The organism is Pedococcus cremeus (assembly GCF_900111375.1).
GTDB lineage: Bacteria > Actinomycetota > Actinomycetes > Actinomycetales > Dermatophilaceae > Pedococcus_A > Pedococcus_A cremeus.
This window is the reverse complement of the sequence record NZ_FOHB01000007.1, coordinates 124,480-148,628: the sequence shown is the minus strand read 5'-3', so window position 1 is coordinate 148,628 and position 24,149 is coordinate 124,480. Positions and strand designations below refer to the sequence as shown.

The 24,149-nt window shown below is 73.7% G+C and carries 23 protein-coding genes; 16 read left to right on the top strand and 7 right to left on the bottom strand.

Features of this window, described 5'->3' with window-relative positions:
* The first annotated feature begins 36 nt into the window (after positions 1 to 36).
* The gene (locus BMW78_RS14555) at positions 37 to 1,317 is read left to right on the top strand and encodes an LCP family protein (RefSeq protein WP_245735877.1); all 1,281 of its coding nucleotides are present in this window, start codon (positions 37 to 39) and stop codon (positions 1,315 to 1,317) included.
* 173 nt (positions 1,318 to 1,490) lie between these two features.
* Here the strand turns inward: BMW78_RS14555 and BMW78_RS14550 are convergent, their stop codons facing one another.
* Both BMW78_RS14550 and BMW78_RS14545 read right to left on the bottom strand, forming a co-directional pair.
* Positions 1,491 to 2,834, bottom strand: coding sequence for an HNH endonuclease signature motif containing protein (locus BMW78_RS14550; RefSeq protein ID WP_091761227.1), 1,344 nt, complete (start codon positions 2,832 to 2,834; stop codon positions 1,491 to 1,493).
* A 168-nt stretch (positions 2,835 to 3,002) separates the two neighbouring features.
* Positions 3,003 to 4,907: a cell wall-binding repeat-containing protein gene (locus BMW78_RS14545; protein ID WP_091761225.1), complete on the bottom strand. Its 1,905-nt coding sequence runs from the start codon at positions 4,905 to 4,907 to the stop codon at positions 3,003 to 3,005.
* A gap of 355 nt (positions 4,908 to 5,262) precedes the next feature.
* Here BMW78_RS14545 and BMW78_RS14540 point away from each other — a divergent pair, with 355 nt between their 5' ends.
* The 11 genes from BMW78_RS14540 (at position 5,263) to BMW78_RS14490 (ending at position 14,969) form a co-directional block, all read left to right on the top strand.
* Complete coding sequence (locus tag BMW78_RS14540; RefSeq protein ID WP_091761223.1) at positions 5,263 to 5,784, top strand: hypothetical protein; 522 nt, start codon at positions 5,263 to 5,265, stop codon at positions 5,782 to 5,784.
* Positions 5,781 to 6,719, top strand: coding sequence for a hypothetical protein (locus tag BMW78_RS14535; RefSeq protein WP_091761221.1), 939 nt, complete (start codon positions 5,781 to 5,783; stop codon positions 6,717 to 6,719). Before BMW78_RS14540 ends, BMW78_RS14535 begins: the two co-directional genes overlap by 4 nt.
* Entirely contained in the window at positions 6,706 to 8,187 is a 1,482-nt protein-coding gene (locus tag BMW78_RS14530) for a V-type ATPase 116kDa subunit family protein (RefSeq protein ID WP_218144367.1), read from the top strand. The genes BMW78_RS14535 and BMW78_RS14530 overlap by 14 nt, the downstream gene beginning before the upstream one ends.
* Positions 8,184 to 8,612, top strand: a complete 429-nt coding sequence (locus BMW78_RS14525; protein WP_091761220.1) for an ATP synthase subunit C — start codon at positions 8,184 to 8,186, stop codon at positions 8,610 to 8,612. Before BMW78_RS14530 ends, BMW78_RS14525 begins: the two co-directional genes overlap by 4 nt.
* Positions 8,612 to 8,899, top strand: a complete 288-nt coding sequence (locus BMW78_RS14520) for a V-type ATP synthase subunit F (protein ID WP_091761218.1) — start codon at positions 8,612 to 8,614, stop codon at positions 8,897 to 8,899. Before BMW78_RS14525 ends, BMW78_RS14520 begins: the two co-directional genes overlap by 1 nt.
* Entirely contained in the window at positions 8,892 to 9,407 is a 516-nt protein-coding gene (locus BMW78_RS14515; RefSeq protein ID WP_091761216.1) for a hypothetical protein, read from the top strand. Before BMW78_RS14520 ends, BMW78_RS14515 begins: the two co-directional genes overlap by 8 nt.
* The gene (locus BMW78_RS14510) at positions 9,395 to 11,119 is read left to right on the top strand and encodes a V-type ATP synthase subunit A (RefSeq protein WP_177180405.1); all 1,725 of its coding nucleotides are present in this window, start codon (positions 9,395 to 9,397) and stop codon (positions 11,117 to 11,119) included. Before BMW78_RS14515 ends, BMW78_RS14510 begins: the two co-directional genes overlap by 13 nt.
* A complete protein-coding gene (locus BMW78_RS14505) occupies positions 11,116 to 12,597 on the top strand; it encodes a V-type ATP synthase subunit B (protein WP_091761213.1) in 1,482 nt (493 codons plus the stop codon). The genes BMW78_RS14510 and BMW78_RS14505 overlap by 4 nt, the downstream gene beginning before the upstream one ends.
* Positions 12,594 to 13,214: a V-type ATP synthase subunit D gene (locus tag BMW78_RS14500; protein ID WP_091761211.1), complete on the top strand. Its 621-nt coding sequence runs from the start codon at positions 12,594 to 12,596 to the stop codon at positions 13,212 to 13,214. The genes BMW78_RS14505 and BMW78_RS14500 overlap by 4 nt, the downstream gene beginning before the upstream one ends.
* Positions 13,211 to 13,684 carry a universal stress protein gene (locus tag BMW78_RS14495; RefSeq protein ID WP_091761209.1) on the top strand — a complete coding sequence of 158 codons (474 nt, stop codon included), beginning with the start codon at positions 13,211 to 13,213 and terminating at the stop codon, positions 13,682 to 13,684. The genes BMW78_RS14500 and BMW78_RS14495 overlap by 4 nt, the downstream gene beginning before the upstream one ends.
* Before the next feature lie 250 nt (positions 13,685 to 13,934).
* On the top strand, positions 13,935 to 14,969 hold the full coding sequence (locus BMW78_RS14490; protein ID WP_245735876.1) for an NAD(P)-dependent alcohol dehydrogenase: 1,035 nt from the start codon (positions 13,935 to 13,937) through the stop codon (positions 14,967 to 14,969).
* A 51-nt stretch (positions 14,970 to 15,020) separates the two neighbouring features.
* Here the strand turns inward: BMW78_RS14490 and BMW78_RS14485 are convergent, their stop codons facing one another.
* The 3 genes from BMW78_RS14485 to BMW78_RS14475 form a co-directional block, all read right to left on the bottom strand.
* The gene (locus BMW78_RS14485; protein WP_091761207.1) at positions 15,021 to 15,443 is read right to left on the bottom strand and encodes a hypothetical protein; all 423 of its coding nucleotides are present in this window, start codon (positions 15,441 to 15,443) and stop codon (positions 15,021 to 15,023) included.
* 82 nt (positions 15,444 to 15,525) lie between these two features.
* On the bottom strand, positions 15,526 to 15,792 hold the full coding sequence (locus tag BMW78_RS14480) for a 2TM domain-containing protein (protein ID WP_091761205.1): 267 nt from the start codon (positions 15,790 to 15,792) through the stop codon (positions 15,526 to 15,528).
* Between the two features lie 330 nt (positions 15,793 to 16,122).
* Positions 16,123 to 17,289, bottom strand: a complete 1,167-nt coding sequence (locus BMW78_RS14475) for an acyl-CoA dehydrogenase family protein (RefSeq protein WP_091761471.1) — start codon at positions 17,287 to 17,289, stop codon at positions 16,123 to 16,125.
* A 92-nt stretch (positions 17,290 to 17,381) separates the two neighbouring features.
* On the opposite strand from BMW78_RS14475, the gene BMW78_RS14470 reads away from it, so the two are divergent.
* Genes BMW78_RS14470 through BMW78_RS14455 form a run of 4 tightly spaced genes read left to right on the top strand, consistent with a single transcriptional unit; the run spans position 17,382 to position 22,200 of the window.
* Positions 17,382 to 18,527, top strand: a complete 1,146-nt coding sequence (locus BMW78_RS14470) for a glycosyltransferase (protein WP_091761470.1) — start codon at positions 17,382 to 17,384, stop codon at positions 18,525 to 18,527.
* Positions 18,524 to 19,522: a glycosyltransferase family protein gene (locus BMW78_RS14465; protein WP_091761203.1), complete on the top strand. Its 999-nt coding sequence runs from the start codon at positions 18,524 to 18,526 to the stop codon at positions 19,520 to 19,522. The genes BMW78_RS14470 and BMW78_RS14465 overlap by 4 nt, the downstream gene beginning before the upstream one ends.
* The gene (locus BMW78_RS14460; protein WP_091761202.1) at positions 19,519 to 21,009 is read left to right on the top strand and encodes a lipopolysaccharide biosynthesis protein; all 1,491 of its coding nucleotides are present in this window, start codon (positions 19,519 to 19,521) and stop codon (positions 21,007 to 21,009) included. The genes BMW78_RS14465 and BMW78_RS14460 overlap by 4 nt, the downstream gene beginning before the upstream one ends.
* Before the next feature lie 27 nt (positions 21,010 to 21,036).
* Positions 21,037 to 22,200 carry a glycosyltransferase family 4 protein gene (locus tag BMW78_RS14455; RefSeq protein WP_091761200.1) on the top strand — a complete coding sequence of 388 codons (1,164 nt, stop codon included), beginning with the start codon at positions 21,037 to 21,039 and terminating at the stop codon, positions 22,198 to 22,200.
* A 97-nt stretch (positions 22,201 to 22,297) separates the two neighbouring features.
* On the opposite strand, the gene BMW78_RS14450 is transcribed toward BMW78_RS14455, so the two are convergent.
* Together BMW78_RS14450 and BMW78_RS14445 are read right to left on the bottom strand one after the other, a co-directional pair.
* Complete coding sequence (locus tag BMW78_RS14450; protein ID WP_091761198.1) at positions 22,298 to 23,356, bottom strand: LLM class F420-dependent oxidoreductase; 1,059 nt, start codon at positions 23,354 to 23,356, stop codon at positions 22,298 to 22,300.
* A gap of 50 nt (positions 23,357 to 23,406) precedes the next feature.
* The gene (locus BMW78_RS14445; protein WP_091761196.1) at positions 23,407 to 24,120 is read right to left on the bottom strand and encodes a class I SAM-dependent methyltransferase; all 714 of its coding nucleotides are present in this window, start codon (positions 24,118 to 24,120) and stop codon (positions 23,407 to 23,409) included.
* Between the last annotated feature and the right edge of the window lie 29 nt (positions 24,121 to 24,149).

The window sequence follows — 24,149 nt, the reverse complement described above, 5'->3', positions numbered from 1 at the left end:
TTTGGCGGGGAACGGCTCGCAGAGGATCATGTCGGCATGACGCCCCGCGACACCCGCCCGGACGACGCCCGCCCGCTCCCCCAACGAGGGCGTGGCGCTGCCATGAGCTCGGGGGACGACGACGTCTACACCGTCGACGTGCGCCGGGGCCGACGCGGTGGTGCCGGCGCCCCCGTCGACGGTGGCACGCGGCCGCTGCCGGTGACCGAGCGCCCTGACCGCCGGGGCGGTGGCTACGACGACGACGGCGGCTCCGGCAACGGTGGCCGCGGTGGCGGGAACGGCGGTGGTGGCGGACGCCAGCGCCCGGCCCGCTCCGCCGACCAGGCACGACCGAGACGCCGCCTGCGCTGGGGCTGGCTCGTGGTGCTGGTCATCCTCGGCTGGCTGGCCTTCATGGTCTACACCCCGTGGCACGCCTGGAATGCCGTGACCAAGGTGGACACCGCCCCCAAGGGCGCCCGCCCGTCGGACAGCAAGGGCTACAACTACCTGCTCGTCGGCTCCGACAGCCGCGAGGGCCTGACCGCGGCCCAGCGCAAGGAGTACTCGACCGGCAAGGCCGCCGGACGTCGCACCGACTCGATCATCCTGGTGCACGTGCCCGCCGGTGACGGCAAGCCCGCCCTCATCTCCCTGCCGCGCGACTCGTACGTGCCGATTCCCGGCCACGGCAGCAACAAGGTCAACGCGGCGTTCGCCTTCGGCGGCCCGAAGCTGCTGGTGCACACGGTGGAGCAGGTCACCGACCTGCACATCGACGGGTACGTCGAGATCGGCTTCGGGGGCTTCGCCTCCGTCGTCGACAGCCTCGACGGCGTGAACATCTGCGTGAAGAACAACATGAACGACCCCAAGGCTGGGATCAACCTCAAGAAGGGCTGCCAGAACCTCGACGGCAGGAACGCCCTCGGCTACGTCCGGGCCCGCTACTCCGACCCCCGCGGCGACATCGGCCGGGCCGACCGCCAGCGGCAGTTCCTCGGCGCCATCATGAAGAAGGCCGCCACCCCCTCGACCGTGCTGGTCCCGACCCGCTACTGGGGCTTCAGCCACGCCGCCGCCAAGGGCCTCATCGTCGGCGAGGACACCTCGATGACCGACGCCGGCCGTGTCCTGATGGCGCTCCGCGCGGTCTCCAAGGACGAGGGCCTCAGCCTGGTCGTGCCGATCCAGAGCGAGAACTACCAGACCCAGGCCGGCAGCTCCATCAAGTGGAACACCCAGCGGGCCAAGGCGCTGTTCACCATGCTGCGCAAGGACGAGCCGCTCGAGGAGCCGCCGCCCGGCACCGACGGCAAGCCCTCCGGGGGCTGAGCGACTCCCCCTCCCTCGCCGCTCGGTGGTGGCAGGGACAGCAAGAGGGGCGGTATGCCGGGTGGCCGGCATACCGCCCCTCTCTCCTTCTCATCGAGGCACGGACATGCCTTCTCGTCGGGGCACGGACATGCCTGTGGCCCCGCCAGCGGGTGGCGGGGTGTGGGGCGGGGTCACGCTGGTTCGGTTGCGGTGTTGCTGGCCGCCCGGCGGGCGAGCAGGTCGGCGTAGGAGCCGCGGGTGAGGTCCCACTCGACCCGTTCCCCGAACGCCCCCTGCACGACGCGGCCGGCCAGGCGGCGGGTGTGCACGATGGTGTGGTGCCGCTCGCAGAGCAGCGCCCCGTTGGCCAGGTCCGAGGGTCCGAGGTCGGCCCAGTGCACCAGGTGGTGGGCGTCGGTCCACTGCGGCGGTGCCCCGCAGCCGGGGTAGGTGCAGCCGCCGTCGCGCAGCCAGAGGCGTTTGGTCTGGGCGTCGGTGAAGAACCGCTTCTCCAGACCCCAGTCCATGACCTCCCCGTCGGAGCCGAGGACGATCGGGATGACCGAGCCGTCGCAGCACAGCCGCCGGACGGTCTCGGGGGCGAGGTGGGTGCCGGCGTCGAGCCCGCCCAAGGTGGTGGCCGCGCCGAGGCGGTCCTTCAGGTCCTCGTAGCTCATGGTCAGCAGCAGCGTCGTCTTGTTGGTCTTGCCGACCTCGTCCCCGGCTCCGACCGCACGCCGGACCAGGGAGATGAGGGCGTCGCCGCGGCGGCGGTCCGAGGACCGCAGGTCGCGTTCGCCGTCGACCGGCCTGGGGGCCGAAAGTGGGCCGAGGGCGGCCTCGAGGACCGCCTTGCCCTCCACGTCGAGAGTCAGCCGGTACTCGAACGTGCTCGCCCCGGTGTCGGTCGGTGGGGAGAGCCGGATGAAGGACTTGCCCATGCTCTGCTGGTCCTGCAGCACGTCCTGGCGCCCGTACTTGGCGATCAGCCCGTCACGCAGCAGCCGGCACCCGGACGGGCCGTGCTGCTCGGCCATCCCGATCAGCCCCTCCAGCACGTGCGGCTCGGCCCCATCCGCCAGCAGCGGGCGCAGCTTGTCGGCCTCGGACACCACCACCGCCGCGGACTTCACCGGCAGGCGGCCGGACTCCACTGCTTCCTTCACCGGGGCGTTGACGCGCTTCCCGAACGCGGTCGCGACCGACACGATCGCCGCCGCACCACCGGCGATGGTCGACGGGGCGTGGTGGCGGACCCACTGCGCCGTGGTCAGCGCCGCCGACCCGCCGGAGCTCTCGCCGCGGTGCATCGCCTCCCGCAGCACCGCCACCCGGCCCGCGTCACACGCCATGCCCAGCGCGTCGACCTCGCCCATGAGACCGGACAGACCGTCCTCACCACCACCGGAGGGGCACTGCCACGTCACCTCGTCCAGCCCATGCAGCGCCTCCCGCGCGGCGGCGAACCGCTCCCGGCGCTCGGCCAGGCTCAGGCAGTGACCTGCCTGCTCGCCGTGGCGCTGGTTCCCCTCCATGGCGACAACCGTAGGGGTGACCACCGACAACCCACCTCAAGCCGCAATGAACGGAAACCGTTGCAACGCAACGGCTTTGGCGGCATACCGGCTCTTGTCACACAACCCCATCCGCGCGACCTGTGGACGGTGTGGCCTCGTCAACCGCCCTGTGGACGGCGACCCAGGTCAGGCGCCGCAGGCGCGGGCGGTGCGGACCGCCCACAAGGTGAGCTGGCCCGTGTCGGCGGCGTTGACCCTCTGCTTCGGCAGGATCGCGCGGTCGGCCGCCACCAGGGCGCTGGAACGGTACGCGCAGGCGGAGGGCACCAGACGGGTGTAGCCCATGGCGTCGTCGTACTTGCGCACGCTGGCGACCGGGTGCACCCAGCCGCCGGGCATGACCGCGTCGAGCGTCTTCTGGCCGGCCGCCGGGTCGAGGTCGAGCTGCATGTCGACCATGGCCGCGTTGTGGTTCCAGTCCTGGTAGGTGCTCGGCTTCGCGGCCGAGGAGTAGGGCCACCAGCCGCCGTGCTGCAGCGCCGCGTCGTGCGTGTACAGCCGACGCGAGAGCTCCAGCTGGCCGGGGCGCCGGATCCCTGCGTCATAGGCGGCCTTGAGGAACCAGGCGGCACCGGTGTTCACGTTGTAGACGCAGTAGCGACGGTCGCTGGGCTGACGGGTGTAGGCGAGGCAGTCGGGGTCGCCCTGCACGGTGGGCCAGCTGAGCACCAGGTCGACCAGCGGCTGGATCTCGCTCGCCGCGATGACACCGGCACGGTGGCCCTCGAGGAGGGCGCGGCCGGCGTGGTCGGTGACGGTGATGAGGTAGCTGGCGGAGGCAGGGTTCACGCTGCCGTCCTGGAAGGCGTCCCACGCACCGTCGACCCCGTAGCCGCCGTCGGGCTTCCGGCTGGCTCGCAGCCGCTGGAGCTGGGCCTTCGCCTCTGCGTCGTCCCACCCGTAGAGGATGCCGAGGCTGCTCCACTGGTGGGCGGCGTCGTAGGCGGTCTGTCCGGTGGGCAGTGACTGCTGCCGCGCCAGCGCCTGGAGGCTCAGGACCACCCAGTCGCCGAGGCCGCGAAGCCGGCCGACCTCCGCGGCGGTCGCCGACGCCCCGGCTGCCCGCGCGGCGGTGAGCAGGATGGGCGCGTGCCTGCGTGCTGCGGCGACCCCGCCGACGAGCGCGTCGGGGAAGGCGGTGCCCGTGGCCACGAAGGCGCCCCCCGCCTTGCCGGTGGAGGTGAGCACCGCTGCCAGCGCGGCCGAGGTGGCGTAGCGGTCGGCTCCGGCCGCCCGCTCGGCCTGACGACCCGTTGCGCTCTCGGCCGCCGACTCGACGGTGGTCGAGAGCGCTCCGGTGCCTCCGGCGAGCACCAGCCGTCCGGGGGCCAGGCGCTTCAGCTCGTCGCGGACCGCAGCGCTCAGACTGTCCCGCGGAGAGAGGAGGACCGGCCCGCCCAGGGCTGCGGCCACCGGGCCCGAGGCCACGCCGTCCGGGAAGTCTGCTCCGGCAGCGAGCACGGTCCCGCGCACTCCGGCGGGGAACTCCCCCGCGACCCGGCGGGCCGTCAGGTAGCGGTCGGCGCCGTCGAGCCGGCGGACGGCGACGCTCGCGCCCCCGGCGGCGGTCCGGGCCGCACCCAGCACGGCGTTCGACACCGCGCCGGTGCCGCCGACGACGGTGATGCGGCGCGGCTTGAGCCGGCTCAGCTCGTCGCGGACGACCTGCGGCAGGCTCGTCGGCGCGGTGATGAGCACGACCCCGGACAGCCTGGCCGCGAGGGGGCCGGCGGCCAGCGCGTCGGGGAAGGCGCCGCCCGTCGCGAGCACCACCTCCCTGGTCCCGGACGGTGCGACCGACCTGGAGACCGAGACGGCAGTGGCGTAGCGGTCGGAGCCGCCGAGCCGGACGGCGGAGCCGCCGACCCGCTGGAGCCGGGTCAGGTGCGCGTCCGGAACCACCGCGGAGGACCCGAGGACCGTCACGGGCAGGATGGCTGCGGCGCTCTTTCCCACCAGTCCGCCACCCGCCGCGTGGGCCGGCTCCGCCGCGGTCACCACCGCCGCCGCGAGGAGGGCGGACGTGGCCATCACACCTGTCAGTGACCGCAAACCCGACCGGACCCCGCCCCACGCAGACACGCGCGTCACTCTAGGTTCGAAAAGTGGCGGTTGAGCCGGTTTCGGGGATTTCGCCCAGACGTGTCCGAGTGTCGGCCGTGGTCCTGACCCGAGCCCACTCCCACCTGACGGACCCTGCTCCCGGCTGGCGGACCCCTGCTTCCGCCTGGCGGACCCCCGCTCCCCCCTGACGGACCCCCGCTCCCCGCCGCCGGGACCAAAGCCTCATCAGCCTCCGAGCCTTGAGTTCCTACCCTCAAGATGAGTGGCGGTGACGGCCCACCCCGTGCGGCTGCCCCGGCCACCCGCCAGGGAGGTGGGGGCCATGCCCCGGGTCAGGGACCTGTTGTACAGGCTCAGGCCTTCCGGTGCCCCCGGCGCAGCCAACCCACCCGGCGTCCCGGCCGACCGGGCGCGCGAGGCCGCCGACGAGCTGGCCCCCGTTTTCCTGCTCCTGGAGCCGGTGGAGACCGAGTGCCAGGGCATCGTGGCGGCCGCGCAGCACGACGCCGAAGCCCAGCGTGCCCATGACCGCGAGGTGGTGCGCGACCTGCTGGCCTCGGCCGAGGCGCGAGTCCCCGCCGAACGAGAGGCCGCTCGGGTCCGGGCCCGGCGGAGCGCCGACGAGCGGGCGGCTGCGGCGGCCGGGCGCGGGGAGGCGAGCGCCGAGCAGGTCCGTCGCAGGTGCGAGGAGCAGCTGCCCCACCACGTGGACCTCGTCGTGGCCCGGGTGTGGGAGCTCGTCACCGAGCCCACCACCGAGCCCGCCACCGAGCCCGCCGCCGAACCCGCCGTCGAGTCCGCCGCCGAACCCGCTCAGCGCCACGACACCGGAGTGGGCCCATGAGCGTCGGCTGGGTGGCCGGCAGCGTGCGCGCGCGGGCGATGGCCAACCGTCGCCTGGGCCGAGACGGCGCCCTCAAGCTCGCGACGAGCCCGACCCCTGAGGCCGCGGTCGAGCTCCTGGCCCGCACGACCTACGGCCGGCACGTGCACGCCGGCCAGTCGACGGCGCAGGCGGAGCGCGGCGTCCTCCAGGCGCTCATCTGGAACGCCAGGGTCCTGGCCGGATGGACGACCCGCGACGGCGTCGCCACCCTGCGCACGCTGCTGGCACCGCTCGAGATCCTTGCCATCGAGGAGCACCTGCAGCGGCTCACCCGACCGGTGACGGAGCCGGGCCCCGCCCTGAGCCCGCTGGAGCTCGGCGGCCTCGCCACCGCGTGGCCCCGCCTGCGCGGGACGGGAACGCCCGCAGCCGTCCGTGCCGCGCTCGCCACCTCGGCCTGGGGCGACCCCGGTGGCGAGAGCCCACGCGAGGTGCTGCTGTGGCTGCGTTGCTCGGTGGCGGACCGCGTGACCCTGGTGGCGCCGGCGGCAGCGACCTGGGCCGCGCGGTCGACCGCCCTCCTGCTCGCCCGTGAGCTCCTGACGGGGGCGGGGCCCCTGCCGTCCCCCGCAGCGCAGGCCGCCTCGCGCGTCGTCGGCCGGTCGGCCGCCCACGCCCGCCGCTTCACCGACCTGGCCCCGGCCCTCTCGCGCTCCACCCGCTCGGTGCTGGAGGGGGTGTCCGGGCCCGCTGAGCTGTGGGGCGCGGAGGCCCGCTGGTGGCTGGCGGTCGAGCGCGACAGCGAGGGGCTGGTCCGCGCACCACGCCCGGGGCCCGAGGTGCTCGTCGGCGCGGTCGGCCTGCTCGCCGCTGACGCCTGGCGTGTGCGGGCGGCGCTCCAGGCCGCGGCCCATGGCGCGGAAGGGCTGGAGGTCTTCCGTGCCGCGGCGTGAGGCCCTGGGCCCGGTGACGATGCAGCGGGTGGCGCTGCTCGCCCCTCGCGAGGTCCTGCGCGACGTGCTCGCGCGGGTGGCCGACGAAGGCTGTGTGGCGTTCGCCGAACCCAGCGGTCCGGGAGGGAACGGCCACCGGCTCGGAAGCCCGGAGGGCGCCACGTCGGGCCGGCTCACCGAGCCCCGGACCAACGGGGCAGAGCCCGTGGTGGCCGCCACCGCCCCGGACCTCGAGGAGTGCGAGCAACGCGGCCGGTTCGACCTCGTCGCAGGCGAGGCCGAGATCGCCCGGCGCGCCTCCGAGTGCGTCGAGCGGGGCCGCGTCTGCGGCCTGCCGGGCTGGGCGCCGAGCAGCGCCGTGGCGCCCCTCGCGGAACGACTCCGGCCGCTGGGCGCCGTGGTGGTGCCGCTCCCGCGGCCACCGGGCGTGCAACCGCCGACCCTGCTTCCCGCCACGGACCCGGGGCGGCCCTTCGCGCCCCTGGTCGAGACCTACTCGACCGTGCCGTATGCCGACGTCAACCCCTCGCTCGTCGCCGGCCTGGCCTACGTGGCGATGTTCGGGATGATGTTCGCGGACGCGGGCCACGGCATCCTGCTGCTGCTGCTGGCGCTGGTCATGCGGCAGCTGTGGTGGCCCCGGCTGCGAGGGCTCCAGCCGGCGTGGGTCTTCCTCGCCGGAGCCGGCGCCGCGAGCGTCGTGTTCGGCCTGCTGTACGGCGAGTTCTTCGGCCCCACCGGCGTCGTCCCGGCGCTGTGGCTGAAGCCCCTCGAGCACCCCGTCGAGCTGCTGGCCGCCGCGCTGGCCGTGGGTGCCGTGCTCCTGGCGGCCGCCTACGCCCTGGGCAGCGTCAACCGGTACCGCGAGGGCGGCTGGCGGCAGACGCTCTACGCACCCTCCGGCCTCGCCGGGAGCGCGCTCTTCCTGGGGCTCGGAGCCGTCGCTGCTGGGCTCTACGCGGGCGCCGACTGGGCCGTCTACCTGGGCTGCGCGGTGGCCGCCGGTGGCCTGGCGGCGGCGTATGCCGGGCTGTTCACCGCCGCGGGCGGCGGCGGCAGCGGTGCGGTCGAGGCCGGCATCGAGCTCTTCGACCTCGTCATCCGGTTGGGCTCCAACCTCGTGAGCTTCGCCCGCCTCGCCGCCTTCGGCCTCACCCACGCGGCACTGGCGGCGGTCGTCTGGACGGCCACCGTGGCGCTGTGGGACCGAGGCGGACTCGGCCTCGCCGCCGCGGTCGTCGTCTTCCTGGTCGGCACGGCGGTGGCCTTCGGGCTCGAGGGGCTCATCGCCGCGATCCAGGCGCTGCGCCTGGAGTACTACGAGCTCTTCTCGCGGGTGTTCGTCAGCGAAGGCGTGCCCTTCCGTCCCTGGCACGTGCCGATGGAGCAGCCGACCCCGCTCGGAGGAGACCCGCACGTCAGGAGCTCGAACGGCAGGAGCTCGAACGGCAAGGAGGACGTCGCATGACCACATGGCTGATCGCCGCCCCTCTCCTGGTGGCCGGCTGCCTCGCCGGGGTGTGGCTCCGGCGCCGCCGCCCGAGCACGGTGCTGCGGGCCGTGCTGGCCGTCAACGGGCTCCTGCTCGTCGGAGCGCTGGTGCTGCTCGTCCTGGCCACCACGGCCCCGGAAGCGGCCGCCACCGGCCTCCCCCACGCCGCGGCCGCGACCACGTCCTCCGCGAGCGGTGCAGCACTGCTCGGAGCTGCCATCGCCGTCGCCGGCTCGTCCATCGGCGCGGCGATCGCGGTGGCCTACACCGGCTCCGCGGCCCTGGCGGCGATGAGCGAGCGGCCCGAGATCTTCGGTCGGGCCATGGTCATCGTCGGGCTGGCCGAGGGCATCGCGATCTACGGCCTCATCGTGTCGGTCATCCTCATCGGCAGGGCCTGATGGCCGTCGCCGCGAGCCACCAGGTCGTCGCCATCGGATCGGAGGCCGAGGTCGCCGGGTTCGTCCTGGCCGGTGTGCGGGTGGTGTCCGCGGCCACGGCCTCGGGGACCCGTCAGACCTGGGACGAGCTGCCGGCGGAGGTGGCCGTGGTGGTTCTGACACCCCAGGCCGCCGCCGACCTGGGCGATGCACGGTGGTCCCCCAGGGCCCCGTTGTCCGTCGTCCTGCCGACCAGCGGTCCACCGGACCCGCTTCCCGGCCCGGGTGAGGAGGGCGCAGGTGGTTGACGTCCTCGACGCCCAGCGGCAGGCCCTGGACCCGCTGCGGACAGCCCTGCTGGCAGCCGCGCGCGCCGAGGCGGAGCAGCTGAGGCGGTCTGCCGCCGAGGAGGGCCAGGCCCTGGTGGACGGCGCACGCGAGCAGGCAGCCCGGGTACTCGCCTCCGCGGCAGCCGAGGGCGAGGCTGACGGCAGGGAGCTGGCGGCACGAGCCGCCAGCCGAGCCGAGCAACGAGCCCGGGCCATCGTGCTGGAAGCCCAGCACACGGCATACCGTCAGCTGGTGGAGGCGGCCCGCCGCGCCGTGGCGCTCGCCCTGCGCGAGCCCGACCGGAGGGCGGCCCTGGAGGCGGCACTGCGCACGAGCCTCGGCGGTGAGGCGGAGCTGGGCGACACCGCCGACGGCGGCCTCTGGGCCCGGGCGCCCGACGGCCGCACCGTCGACGGCTCGGTCGGCACCCTGGTGGCCCAGGCGATGGAGGGCCTCGACCTGGAGCAGCTGTGGTGCCCGGGCTGAGCACGGCCCGCATCGTGCGGGTGAGCGGCCCCCTGCTGGAGGTCGAGGGGCTCTCCGGCGTTGCCATGGCGGACCTCGTGGCGCTGGGAGAGGCGGAGCTGCCCGGCGAGGTCGTCGCGATCTCCGGGGGCACGGCGACCGTCCAGGCGTACGAGTACACCGGCGGCCTGCGCACCGGGGACCCCGCGCGGACCCTCGGCCGCCCCCTCTCGGTGCGGCTGGGGCCGGACCTGCTCGGGGGCGTGCACGACGGACTCCTGCGACCGCTCGCCGACGCCCCGACCTGGTTGCCACCCGGGAGCACCCGGGAGGTGGCGGGCGGGACGTGGGAGTGGCGGCCCGCGGTCCGCGAGGGCGACCTCGTGGAGGAGGGCGCGGTGCTCGGCACGGTGCCGACCCCGGCCGCGCTCGAGTTCCGCGTGCTGGTGCCGCCCGGCACCAGGGGGGCGGTCACGTGGCTGGCGCCCCCCGGTGCCCGGGTGTCCACCGAACCGGTCGCCCTGGTCGGGGAGGTCGTTGTCGCCATGACGGCCGACTGGCCGGTCCGGCGGGCACGCCCCACGGCCACCCGGCTCGACGCGGGTGAGCCGCTGCTGACGGGGCAGCGCGTCCTGGACGCCGTGTTCCCGGTGGCGCGCGGCAGCACCGCAGCCGTCCCCGGCGGGTTCGGGACCGGCAAGACGCTGCTGCTGCAGCAGGTCGCCAAGTGGTGTGCCGCCGACGTCATCGTCTACGTCGGCTGTGGCGAGCGCGGCAACGAGATGGCCGACGTGCTGGCCGAGTTCGGCGACCTGGTGGACCCTCGCACCGGGCGCCGTCTGGTCGAGCGCACGGTCATCATCGCCAACACCTCGAACATGCCGATGATGGCTCGGGAGGCGAGCATCTACACGGGGGTGACCGTCGCGGAGTACTTCCGCGACATGGGCCACCACGCGGTCGTGATCGCCGACTCCACCTCCCGGTGGGCCGAGGCCATGCGCGAGTGGGCGTCCCGGTCCGGGGCCCTCCCTGCGGAGGAGGGCTACCCGGCGTCACTGCCGTCGGCGCTGGCGGCCTTCTACGAGCGGGCCGGCAGCTTCACGACGCTGGGGGGTGGCACCGGGTCGGTGACCATCATCGGCGCGGTCTCCCCTCCCGGGGGCGACACCACCGAGCCGGTCACCACGCACACCGAGCGCTTCGTCCGTGCGGTGTGGGACCTCGACCGTGACCTCGCCTACGCCCGCCACTACCCCGCCGTGGCGTGGTCGGGCTCCTTCTCCCTCGACGCCGAGGCCGTGGCGCACTGGTACGCCGGTCGGGAGGACCCCGGCTGGGCGGCCCGGCGGGCCCAGGTCACCGCCGTCCTCGCCGAGGCGGACCGGCTGGCGGACCTCGCGGCCCTCGTCGGGAGCAGCTCGCTGCCCTCGCGGGAACGGGTCGTGCTGTGGGGTGGACGGCTCCTGCGCGAGGGGTTCCTGCAGCAGAGCGCCCTGTCGCCGAACGACTCGCACTGCTCACCGGAGAAGACCCGGGCGCTCCTCGAGGCGGTGCTCGGCGTCATCGAGGCCTGCCATGCCGCGGTCCAGCGGGGCGTCACGGCCGCGGAGGTCGAGGAGCTGGACTACTCGCCCCTGCTGCGGGCGGGCGGCGACCTCGCGCCCGACGACGTGGCCGGTGTCGAAGCACGGCGCGACCGGGTGCTCGCCGCCCTGGAGCAGCTGCGATGACGGCGACGACGGCGGGCACGGGCGGCGGTGGCCCCGCGCTGTCGGTCGAGTTCGGCAGCATCGCGCAGGTGCACGGCCCGCTGCTCGTGGTGCGTGACACCACGGGTGTCGGGTGGGACGAGGCCGCGGTGGTGCGCGTCGACGACGGGTCGGGCGGGCAGGTCCGGCACGGTGTCGTGCTCGAGGTCGACCGGGGCCTCGCCGTCGTGCAGGTCCTCGAGGGAACCGAGGCCATCGACCCCTTGGCCACGCGGGTCCGGTTCACCGGGCGCCCCGTGCGCGTGCCCGTCGGCACTGCCTGGCTGGGACGCACCTGCAACGGGCGCGGTGAGCCGAGGGACGGCGGGCCACCGGTCACGTCCGGCACGTCGGCCGCCGTCACCGGCCACCCCCTGAACCCGGTGTGGCGCGAGTCGCCCGGCGACCCGGTGCTCACGGGCATCTCCGCGATCGACGCGCTCACGACCCTCGTGCGCGGGCAGAAGCTGCCCATCTTCTCGGTGGCGGGGCTGCCCCACCTGGCCCTGGCCGCGCAGCTCGCCGCCCAGGCCCGCGCCGGGACCCGCCCCTTCTGCGTCGTCTTCGCCGGGATGGGGGTCACCCACGCCGACGCCGCGATGGTGCGCCAGGCGCTCGAGGGCCGCCTCGCGGTCGGTGAGCTCGTCCTGCTCCTCAACACCGCCGACGACCCGGTCATCGAGCGCATCCTGACCCCGCGCATCGCCCTCACCGTCGCCGAGCACCTGGCCTTCGAGACCGGCCGCGACGTGCTGGTGGTGCTGGCGGACGTCACCAGCTACGCCGAGGCGCTTCGCGAGATCTCCAGCGCTCGCGGGGAGCTGCCCGGCCGGCGCGCCTACCCCGGCTACCTGTACAGCGACCTCGCCTCGCTCTACGAACGCTGCGGGCGGGTGCGGGGAAGGGCCGGGTCCGTGACGATCGTGCCGGTGCTCACCATGCCCGGTGGCGACATCACGCACCCGGTGCCGGACCTGACGGGATACATCACCGAGGGCCAGGTCGTGCTCTCCCCCGCCGTGCACTCGCACGGCGTCTACCCACCCGTCGACGCCCTCTCCTCGCTCTCCAGGCTGATGCGCCACGGCGCGGGCCCGGGGCGGACCCGCGACGACCACCTCGACCTCGCGGCCCAGCTGCTCGCCGCCCTGGCCCGGGCACGGGAGGTCGCCGAGCTCTCGGAGATCGTCGGGGTCTCCGCCCTCTCCAAGACCGACCAGCTGTACCTCACCTTCGCCGACGAGTTCGAGCGCCGGCTGCTCGACCAGCGGCCACAGGAGCACCGCACCCTGGACGACACCCTGGACCGGGGCTGGTCCCTCGCCGCCCTCCTGCCCCGTCGCGAGCTGACCATGCTGTCCGACAGCCTCGTCGAGGAGCACCTGGGCGGACAGCACCCCACCGGAGAGCACCCCACCGGAGAGCACCCCGTCGGCGAACACCTGGAAGCGGGGCGATGAGCATGCCTGCCCTGTCCCGTGTTCCGCCGGGCCGCGCCGGCCGGCTCTGGCTGCGGCGTCGCCAGGCGGTGGCCGAGCGCGGCCGGGCCCAGCTCGACCGCAAGCTGCGGATCCTGCTGCCCCAGCAGCAGAGCCAGCGGATGCGCGCCTCACGACTGGAGCAGCAGTGCGCCGACACCTGGGCCGAGGCCCGCACCTGGGTCCTGCGCGCCGCGCTGCTGGGGGGCGAGGACGCCCTGCGGTCGGCGGCGCCGGTCGACGAGGCACAGGCCCGCGTGAGCTGGCAGGTGGTCATGGGGGTGGACCTGCCGATCGACGCCGACGTCCACTTCCCCGCACCCTCGCGCTTCCCGGCCGCGAACGCCGCGGTCGTGCCCGCCACCGACGCGGTGCGCCGGGCCGTGCTCGCCGCGGTGCGCCTGGCGGCCGCCGAGGAGGCACTGCGCCGGCTCGACGCGGAGGTGGGCGTCACGCGACGCCGGCTCCGGGCGATCGAGACGCACTGGCTCCCGTGGCTGGAGGCGGAGCGTGCACGTCTCGAGCTGGCCCTCGAACAGGACGAGCAGGACGACGGTCTGCGGCTCCGCCGGGCTGCAGCGGAAGGTGGCACCCGATGATCGAACGCATCCTGGTGGCCGTTGACGACTCGGCCGACTCGCTGGCCGCGGTCCGCACGACCCTCGCGCTGGCGGCACCCCTGGGCGCACAGGTGCTGGCCGTGCACGTGCTCACCGACCACGAGGTCGACACCGCGATCGGCCAGGTGAGCGGACCGGCCGCGCCGGCGGGACGGGCCCACTCGGTCAACCGGGTGCTGAGCCGGGTGTCGGCCATGGGACAGGCCAGCGAGGTGGCCGTCGAGACCGCGGTCCTGACGGGCGGCGCAGGGTCGGCGATCCTCGACCGGGCCGGGACCTGGGGTGCGGACCTCGTCGTCATCGGGCGCTCCGCGCGCCTGGCGACCGGTGAGGGCTACGTCGGGGCCCTCACCCGTCACGTGCTGGAGTTCGCCGACCGGCCGACCCTCGTGGTCCCCGCGGGCCGGGTCGAACGGGGCGACGTCCGGCGCCACCGCGACATCCGGTGAGCGACCACCCCGCAGCTCCGCCGAGCGCGTCCTCCCTCAGGAGCTGGCGGGCCATCACCACGCGCTGGATCTGGTTGGTGCCCTCGTAGGTCACCCGTACCACCATGGTCATCGCCTCCGTGGTGCCGGAAACGCACTCCGGACTCACCTCCGGCCTCGCCGGTTCGGCCACCCAGGTCGGTGCTGCGCTGGGCACCACCCCTTCACCGCCGGCCGAAACCGCCAACCACGACACAGCGACAGGAGCACCATGAACACCAACACCACGCTCGGACGAGGAGTCGCCATGAAGGCAGTCATCCAGGACAGCTACGGCACCTCCGAGGTCCTTCGCGTCGGCGACGTCAACATCCCCGAACCCGGCGACAACGAGGTGCTCGTGAAGGTGCACGCTGCCGGTCTGGACCGCGGCACTGAACACCTCATGACTGGCAAGCCCTACGTCGTGCGAATGGCGACAGGGCTGCGACGCCCGAAGCAGCCCACCTCGGGACGAGACGTGGCCGGCACCGTTGTAAAGGTCGGCTCGGCCGTGACCCGTTTTGCGCCCGGCGACGAGGTGTACGGCGTCGCGCCCGGCTCATTCGCCGAGTACGCCGTCGGCCCAGAGAACAAGCTCGCGCGCAAACCCGCGAACCTGACCTTCGCCCAAGCCGCCGCCGTCCCCATCTCGGCCGGTACGGCGCTGCAAGCCCTGCGGGACGTCGGCAAGGTCCGGGCCGGGCAGACGGTTCTCGTCATTGGCGCATCGGGCGGTGTCGGCAGCTACGCAGTGCAACTGGCCAAGGTCTTCGGGGCGCAGGTGACCGGAGTCGCCAGCGCCGCGAAAGCCGACTTCGTGACAAGTCTGGGTGCCGATCACGTGCTCGACTACGGCCGTGACGACTTCGCCGACGGCACCCGCACCTACGACCTCATCCTCGACATCGGCGGCGGCTCATCCCTCAAGCGACTGCGCCGCGCCCTCAAACCGCGCGGCACCGTCGTCTTCGTGGGAAGCGAGAACGCCGGAAGCATCACCGGAATGGGCAGGCAGCTGCGAGGGGCGCTGCTCTCGCTCCTCGTCCGCCAACGCCTCGCGATCCTCATGGCCAGGGAACGCGCCAGCGACCTCGAACAGCTCACCGAGCACCTCGAGGCCGGCCGGGTCATCCCCAGCCTCGCCGACAACTACCCCCTCGACCAGGCCAGGACCGCGATGGAACTGCTCGAGTCGGGCAAGGTCCGCGGCAAGGTGGTCATCATTCCGCTCGACACCGACGCAGAGGAAGACGGCACTCGCTGATGCCCCATCAGGGGCCAGCCGCACCTGAGCTGAGGGTCCACGGCTCTGCGGTCACCGATTGCTCAGGTGGTGCTCCCGCGGCGCTACGGCGATCTGGGTGGTTGGTTCAGACTGGCCCTTGGAGAGCCGTAGGTGATGAATGGTGGCGATCGCCCAGAGCACCGCCATGGTGGCGACCAGCACACCCAGACCGGCGCTGCTGGCCCACAGCACCATGGCCAGGCCGCCGGCGAACGCGACCAGCCCGAGCAGCGTCGTCGCCGCCAGATAGGTCTTGTTTCCGTGCACCAGCTGCGCGAAGCCCGGCACCACCGCAGATGCCGAGGCGGCGAAGCCCAGTGCCAGGATCGCCAGTCCGGTGACCCGGATGTTGCTCATGCCGGGCAGCGTTGCGTCCAGGAGCCACAACAGGTAGAGCGCGACTGCGGCGGCCACGAGGGCTGTGGCGATGAGGTCTCTCTTCGGTAGGCGCATTGTCTCCTACCTCCTTCAGCCCGTCGGCGTCGTAGCTGGCGGGCCTTCTTCTCGAAGTCGGGCCGAGGGCTTGGCAGCGCGGCTACCGCGTCCTGTGCATCTCGCGTTGGATGTCGTCCTCGGTCACGTCGTGCCTGAAGTAGGCGTCCCAGCCGTCCAGCAGCAGCAGGACACCCCAGATCGCGAGCACCCAGCCGGGCCAGAAGGAGCCGGCACCCGAAACGGCCCACAGGCCGACCAGGAACGCGTTGATGACGAGGTAGGCCACCACGTCGCCACGGAACTTCCGCTTCCGCAGCAGCCGGGCCCGGGCCTGCTCGTAGTCAGAGGTCATCTGTGCCTGTGCCATGTCGCCACCTCCTCTCCACCTCCAGCGTGTTGTCGCGGCGCCGTGCCGGTCAGGGGCGTTGGTCACGTCCGATGGCGAACCTCCGGCCGTCCGCCGGGGACGCGTGCGCCGATGCCGAGTCCTGGTGTGGGACCCCGTGCCAACAGGGCTTTCATCGGACCTCGGCCGGGCCTGCCGAGTGCGGCAGGTGTCGACCACCTCGAGTCGGCGGCAGGACGCATGAACTCAGATGCCGTCCACACGTCGGTGCCGTCGTAGGAGGAGGACGGCACGCTCGCCTTGCACGATCGCGCTCCGGCTTGCACCACCGCAGGTCAGAGCGTCAACGACCTACTTCAGGAGCTGGCGGGCCATCACCATGCGCTGGATCTGGTTGGTGCCCTCGTAGATCTGGGTGATCTTGGCGTCGCGCATCATCCGCTCCACCGGGAAGTCCTTGGTGTAGCCGTAGCCGCCGAGCAGCTGCACGGCATCCGTCGTCACCTTCATCGCGACGTCGGAGGCGTAGCACTTCGCGGCCGCACCGAAGAACGGCAGGTCCTTGTCGCCGCGCTCGGACTTGGCCGCCGCGACGTAGACCATCTGGCGCGCGGCCTCGAGCTCCATCGCCATGTCGGCGAGCATGAACTGGATGCCCTGGAAGTCGGCGATGGCCTTGCCGAACTGCTTGCGCTCCTTGACGTACCCGACCGCGAAGTCCAGCGCCCCCTGGGCGATGCCGACGGCCTGCGCGCCGATGGTGACGCGGGTGTGGTCGAGGGTGCGCAGGGCGATCTTGAGCCCCTCACCCGGGGCGCCGACCATGCGGTCTCCGGGGATGCGCACGTTGTCGAAGTGCAGCTCGCGGGTCGGCGAGCCCTTGATGCCGAGCTTGCGCTCCTTCTCGCCGAAGGAGAAGCCCTCGTCGGACTTCTCGACGACGAACGCGCTGACGTTGCTGCCGCGCTTGCCCTCCGGGTCGGTCACGGCGAGCACCGTGTAGAAGTCGGAGACGCCGGCGTTGGTGATCCACGACTTCTGGCCGCTCAGCACCCAGTCGTCGCCGTCCCGGCGCGCGCGGGTCTTCATCGACGCGGTGTCGGAGCCGGCCTCGCGCTCGGAGAGCCCGTAGGAGAACGTCGACTCGCCGCGGGCGACCGGCGGCAGGTACTTCGCCTTGACCTCCTCGGAGGCACCGAGGATCAGCGGCATGGTGCCGAGCTTGTTGACCGCGGGGATCAGCGACGACGAGGCGCAGGCCCGGGCCACCTCCTCGATGACGATGCAGGTCGCGAGCGCGTCGGCGCCGACCCCGTCGTACTGCTCGGGGATGTGCGGGGCGTGGAAGTCCGACGCCACCAGGGCGTCGTGCGCCTCCTGCGGGTAGCGCGACTCCTCGTCGACCGCGGCCGCGTAGGGCGCGATCTTGTCCTCCGCCACCGCTCGGACGGCCTCTCGAAGGGCCTCGTGGTCCTCCGAGATCTTGAACAGGTCGAAGGCAGCGTCACCAGTGCTCACGAACCGCAAGGCTACCCGCTGGTATGCCGCCGCGGAGCACCCCGTGGTGTGGTCCCGGCCACGCTGTGGCCGCCACCGTAGACTCACTGCCCGTGGCCGCCCCCCAGATCCTCTGCATCTCCTACTCCCCCATCACCGGTGACGCCCGGGTGCTCCGGCAGGTCGGGGTCCTCGCGCGCTTCGGCGAGGTCACGACGCTCGGCTACGGCGAGAAGCCGGAGGCGGCCACCGGGCACCTGCGGGTCGAGGACGGGCTGAACTCGCTGCCGCGCACCCCCCTCGGTGTCGCGAAGCTGGCGACCCGTCGGCTGCGCAGCGCCGAGCTCGCGGCCCCGGGCCTCCAGCGCGGCCTCGAGCTCGTCGGCGACCGCCGCTTCGACCTCGTCATCGCCAACGACGCCCGCGCCCTCCCGCTGGCCCACGCCGTCGCCCACGGCGCCCCGGTCTGGGCCGACATGCACGAGTGGGCGGCCGAGGAGTTCTCCCACGTGGCCACCTGGCGCCTGCTGGTCGGCCCACTGATGAAGCACCTCTGCGAGCGCTACCTGCCGCAGTCGGCCGCCGTCACGACCGTGTGCGAGCCGCTGGCCCAGCGCTACACCGAGCACTACGGCGTCGCCTGCGAGGTGGTGCGCAACGCCGGTCCCTGGCGCGACCTGCAGCCCACGCCGGTGCAGGACGACTGCGTCCGCCTCGTGCACAGCGGCGCCGCCATCCGGGGCCGCAACCTCGAGATGCTCATCGAGGCGACCCTCGAGGTGCCGCACTGCACTCTTGACCTCTACCTCGTGCCCGCCGCCGACGGTGGTCGCTACCTCGGCGAGCTGCGGGCCCTGGCCCGTGGCAGCGACCGCATCCGGATCAACCCGCCGGTGGCCCCGGCCGAGCTGCCGACCACCCTCAACCAGTACGACGTGGGCGCGTTCTGCATGCCGCCGATCAACATCAACGCCGAGTTCGCCCTGCCCAACAAGTTCTTCGACTTCGTGCAGGCGCGGCTGTGCCACGCCGTCGGGCCGGCCCCCGAGATGGCCCGCCTGGTACGCGAGTACGGCCTCGGCGTGGTGTCCGCCGACTTCTCCAAGGAGTCGTTCGTCGCGGCGCTGCGCACCCTCGACGCCGACGCCGTCCGGGCGGGCAAGCAGGCGTCGCACGAGCACTCCCACGAGCTGAGCAGCGAGCACGACGTCACGGTGGTCGAGGGCATCGTCACCCGGCTCCTCGGCGGCACGGCGTGACGGGACCCGACGCCGGCTCCCCGTCGGCGCTGCACGTCAACGACGCCGCCTACACCGGGGCGAACCTCGTCGCCGAGGCGCGGCGCCGCGGCTGGCGCTGGGACCTCATGCCCAAGGCGGCCGAGGCGCAGGACTGGAGCGGCGTCATCGGCCGGGCCCGCAAGGCGCTGCTCGGCGGCTCCTGGCTCGCCCGGCTGGCCGTCGCCGCCCGGAGCCACGACGTCGTGCACGTCCACTCCGCATCGACCTTGCACCACACCCGCCCGGCCGCGCCCCGGTTCGTGCTGCACTGCCACGGCACCGACGTGCGCACCACGCAGTACGACCCGCGCCGCACCGACGAGATCCGCGCCGGCCTGCGCGACGCCGAGGCGGTCTTCTACTCGACGCCCGACCTCGCCGAGCACGTCCTGCCGCACCGGGCCGACGCCACGCTGCTGCCGGTGCCGGTGGACGTCGACGCGCTGCCCTGCTGGCAGCCCGCACCCGGGCGGCCGCAGGTGGTGTTCGCGTCGCGCTGGGAGGCGGTCAAGGGCCTGGAGGCACAGCTCGACGTCGCCGAGCGCCTCGTCGCCACCCTCGGCGACCGGGTCGAGGTCGTCGGCCTCGACTGGGGTCCCGACGCGCAGGAGGCGGCACGGCGCGGGGTGCGGCTCGTGCCCCGCCTGGACCACGCGGCATACCTGCGTCTGCTCGCCGGGGCGAGCGCGGTGGTCGGCCAGTCGGCCGGCATCCTCTCGGCCAGCGAGCTGGAGGCGATGGGCACCGGCGCGCCCCTGGTCGTGCCCGTCGAGCTCCCCCTGTATGCCGCGTCCGCGCCGCCCGTCGTCGGCGGCAGCGTCGACGGTGCGGTGGAGGCCGTGACCGAGCTGCTCTCCGGAGGCCAGGGGCACGACCCCGACCGGGTGCGCGGTTGGGTGCGTGCCACGCACGGCACCGCCAAGGGCGTCGAGACCGTCGCCGCGGTCTACCGCAGCGTGGTGGCGGCCCGGTGATCGACGTCCGCGGCGTGACCGGCTCCGTCTTCCGCCCCCTGCGGCTCGACCGGCCCTCGCAGATCTCGCTGGTGCAGGGCGGCGCCCTGAGCACGGCCGGCCTGCTGGCGCAGGGGTTCCTGCGCTTCGCGACCGCCTGGCTCGTCGCCCACATCGCCGGCTCCGCGGCCCTGGGGGCGGTGGCCACGGCGATCGCCACGGCCACCCTGCTGGCCCTCCTCTGGCCCACCACCACCGGCAGCGCGGCGTCGAAGTACATCGCCCGGGCCCGCGGTGCGGGCAACAGCGCCGAGCTGCTCGCCACCGCGCGGCACCTCGCGCTGCGCACCGTGCAGACGTCGCTGCTCCTGGCCGTCGCGAGCATCCCGGTGTGGGTGCTCATCGACCACGGCACGGTGGCCGGGGCCCTGTGCGTCGCGGCGATGACCATCGCCTACTCCGGCTACAGCTTCACCCGCGGTGTGCAGTTCGGGGCGGGGCAGGTGCCGCGCGCCACCGCCTGGGACCTCATCAGTGTCACCGTGGGCCTCGGCGCCCTGGCCGCGGTGCTGGTGGCCGGCGTGCGCGGCCCGGCGCTCGTGCTGCCGCTGGCCCTCGGCTATGCCGTCTACGCCCTCGCCGGCTGGCCCCACGGGGTGCGTGGCCGTCCCGACGGGGCGCACCGCCGCGAGCTCGACGCCTTCGTCGCCCTCGGCGCTGCCGGGTCCATCGCGAGCACCGGCTTCCTCCAGCTGTCGCAGATCACCGCCCGGCTGACCTCAGGTCTGCACGACGCCGGCCAGTACGCCGCCGCACTCAACCTCGCCACCCCCGCCTCCATGCTCGCCGCCTCGCTCAGCCTGGTGCTCTTCCCGTCACTGGCCGAGGCCTGGGGCCGTGGCGACCACGCCGGCTTCCGGGCCCAGACCGACCGCGCCACCCGCACCCTGGCCGCCGTGATGGTGGGCATCTTCGGCTGCCTCATCCTCTGCAGCCGGTTCCTCGTCGCCGTGATCTGGGGCCAGAAGTACGCCGACGCCGCGACCGTGCTGCCGGTGCTCGTCCTCGCGGTGCTGGCGACCAACCTGGCCGTGGCCAGCGTCAACGCGCTGACGACGACCTCCCGCGAGGGCATGCGCATCACCACCGGCGCCAGCCTGCTCGGCATGGCCGTCGGCGTTGTGGTGTGGCTCGTCCTCGGCGACCGCCTCGGCATCCTCGGCGTGGCGCTGGGCTACCTCGCCGGCACGGTCGTCATCGCCGCCATCCCCATCACGATCGTCTGGCGGCGCGACCACCACCGCTGGGCCGGCCTGTTCCTGCGCGTGCTGGTCGCCCTCCTCGCGGTGGGCGCGCTCTCCCTGGGGGGACGTGCCGCCGACCTCCCGCTGTGGCTCGAACCCCTCCTGGCGGCGGTGTTCCTCACCGGCTGGGTGCTTGCCAGCCGACGTGACCTCCCCCGCATCCCCGGCCTCCCGTCGCCCCTCGGGCGCCGCCGCTCGTCCTGACCCCGAAGAGTTAGCGTCCCTGCCACCATGACCCGACCAGCCCCCGTCGTCATCGCCTCCCGCCTCTTCCCCCCGGAGCCGGGCGCCGCGGCATACCGGCTCGGGGCCCTGGCCCGCGCGCTGTGCTCCCGCGACGTGCCGGTCGACGTGGTGACCACCCGTCCCCCGGTGGGCAGCGCCGCCCCCACCGACCCGCCCGGCACCCGGGTGCGCCGCTGGCCCGTGCTGCGCGACGCCGGCGGGAACGTCCGCGGCTACGTGCAGTTCGCCAGCTTCGACGGCCCGCTGTTGCTGCGCCTGCTGTTCCACCGCCGCCCGGCCGCCGTCGTGGTCGAGCCCCCGCCCACCACCGGCACCGTCGTGCGGCTGGTCTCGATGCTGCGCCGGGTGCCCTACCTCTACTACGCCGGCGACGTCTCCTCGACCGCCGCGCGCGGGATCGGCGTCTCGCCGCTGGTCGTGCGGGTGCTCACCGCGGTGGAGGGCTGGGCGATGTCAGGGGCGGCGGAGGTGCTCGCGGTCTCCGACGGGGTCGCCGACGAGGTGCGCCGGCTGACCCGCGGCCGGGTGCCGGTCACCACGGTCGGCACGGGCGTCGACACCGACGTCTTCCACCCGTGCCCGTCGGCCACCGCGGCCGGGCGCACCCTCGTCTACGCGGGCACCATGTCGGAGATCCACGGCGCCGAGGTGTTCGTGCGCGCCTTCGCCGAGGTCGCCGACGAGTTCCCCGACAGCACCCTCGTCATGTACGGCCAGGGCGCCGAGGAGCAGACCCTCCGCTCGCTCGCGCAGTCGCTCGCCCCGGGACGCGTCGAGTTCCGCGGCATGGTCAGCGGCAGCGAGGTCGCGCAGGCGTTCTCCACCGCGCAGGCCGGCCTCGCCTCGTTGCACCCGCGGGTCGGCTACGACTACGCCTTCCCCACCAAGATGTTCGCCGCCACCGCCTGCGGCGCACCGGTCGTGTATGCCGGGCCCGGCCCCGGCCGCGCGATGGTCACCGACCACCGGCTCGGCTGGGCGTGCGACTGGGACGTCGAGCAGACCACCGCCGCACTGCGCTCCGCACTCTCGGCCGAGATCACACCGGCCGAGCGGGAGCGCCTGGCCGTCTGGACCCTCGAGAACGCCAGCCAGCGCGCGGTGGCAGCCGCCGCGGCCGACGCGGTCACCCGGCACCTGCGCCGGTAGCCCGTCCCGCCGCCCCTTGGGCGCAGCAGGCGGGCCCTGCGGTGCGGTGGGCCGGGCCGTTGGGGTGACCCGGCCCGGGGCCGCGATGCCGGCTCCGTCAGTGCCGGCGGCGGTGGAACAGGTGGCCGTGCTCCTCGCGGTCGACCAGCTCGGGTAGCACCTCCTGCTCGAAGAGCTGGATGCTGGTGATGTCGTAGGCCGCCTCGGGGAAGTACGTGATGGCGTACTTCAGCCCGGCGCCCTCGAGCTTCTTGAACTTCTCGACGATCTGCTGGGGCGTGCCCACGGCGGGCCCCGTGGCGAAGCCGTGAACGACCTCCTCGGCCTTCTCCGGCGTCAGGCCGGCCCGCAGGTACTGCTCGCGGATCCACTCGAGCCGGTTGCTGACCTCCTGCTCGTCACGGCCGATCACGACGTTGTAGTTGGCGCTGCGGACGATCTCGTCGAAGTCGCGGCCGACGTCCTGGCAGTGGCCGCGCAGCACCTCGCTCTTGTGCTGGAAGCCCTCGAGGGTGCCGTCGAAGTTCGTGTAGTCGGCGTACTGCGCGGCGATGCGAAGGGTCTTCTTCTCGCCGCCACCGGCGATCCACATCGGGATGCCGTTGTACTTCGACCCCGGCAGCACCGTTCCCTGGAGCGGCTGCGGGGCGCAGATCGCACCGTCGACGTCGTAGTGCTCGCCGTGGAAGGTGGCCGAGCCGGTGGTCCACATGTCGCGGAAGATCTGCACGCCCTCCTCGAGGCGCTTGATCCGCTCCCCCGCGCGAGGGAACCCGTAGCCGTAGGCGCGCCACTCGTGCTCGTACCAGCCCGCGCCGATGCCCATCTCGATGCGGCCCTCGCTGACGATGTCGACCGTCGCGGCCACCTTGGCGAGGTAGGCGGGGTTGCGGTAGCTCATGCACCCGCACATCTGGCCCAGCCGCACCCGACCGGTCACGGCACCCAGGGCCGACATCAGGGTCCACGCCTCGTGCGTCGCCTCGTTGGTCGGCTGCGGCGTGGTGTGGAAGTGGTCGTAGACCCAGATCGAGGTCCAGTCGTCGTTGGCGTCGACGCGGCGCGCGAGCCCGGCCATGACACCCCAGTGCTGCGACGGGTCGATGCCGACGAGGTCCATGCGCCAGCCCTGGGGGATGAACAAGCCGAACTTCACGTGTGTGCTCCTCGGTGGTGCGGGGTCTGCGTGGGAGGTCGGTCCTCACCCTAGGCGCTGCCCTCGACCCCGTCGCGCCCGGGCAGCACGCCTGCCCGGGCCTGCCCGGCGCGCCCGTAGAGCCAGCACGAGGACACCAGGTCCAGCCCGGGCGGCGGGTCCTCCCGACGCAGCAGCTCCCACTCCGGCTGGTTCTGCGCCACCCACGCGGTGAACTCGCGGTAGCGCAGGTGGGGGGCCGCATCGCCGTGTGCCGCGTCGTTGCTGCAGACGGCCACGTAGCGCTCGGCGGAGGCGAAGAGCAGCCGCATGTAGTCCTCGAACACCTCGTCCTCGACGAGGTGGAAGATCACCTCCATCGACAGCGCGAGGTCACCGCGCAGCCAGCCGGCCGGGTCGACGAGCTGGCCCGGCTCGTAGCGCAGGAAGCTCTTGGTGGGGTCGCCGCGGAAGCGGGCGATGCAGCGCCGCACGGCGGTGGGCGACCGGTCGATCCCGAGGTAGCGCGGGTAGGCGGCGAGGGCGAGCTGGTTGCCGTCGCCGCAGCCGAGGTCGACCACCGAGGTGACCCCGAGGTCGGCCACCCAGCGGTTGACGACGGACGCCTTCCACCTCGCTGCGGCGCCGGAGGAGCCCGCGCCCGAGGTGCCGCCCCGGGCGTACCGCTGCTCCCAGTAGCGACCGCTGCCCCGGAACCGCAGGCGGCGCACCACGTCGGCCGGCCTGCTGGAGGCCGACCGCTCGAGCGCCGCCCGGAGGCCCACCCTCCTCAGGCTAGGTGGGTCCCCAAGGG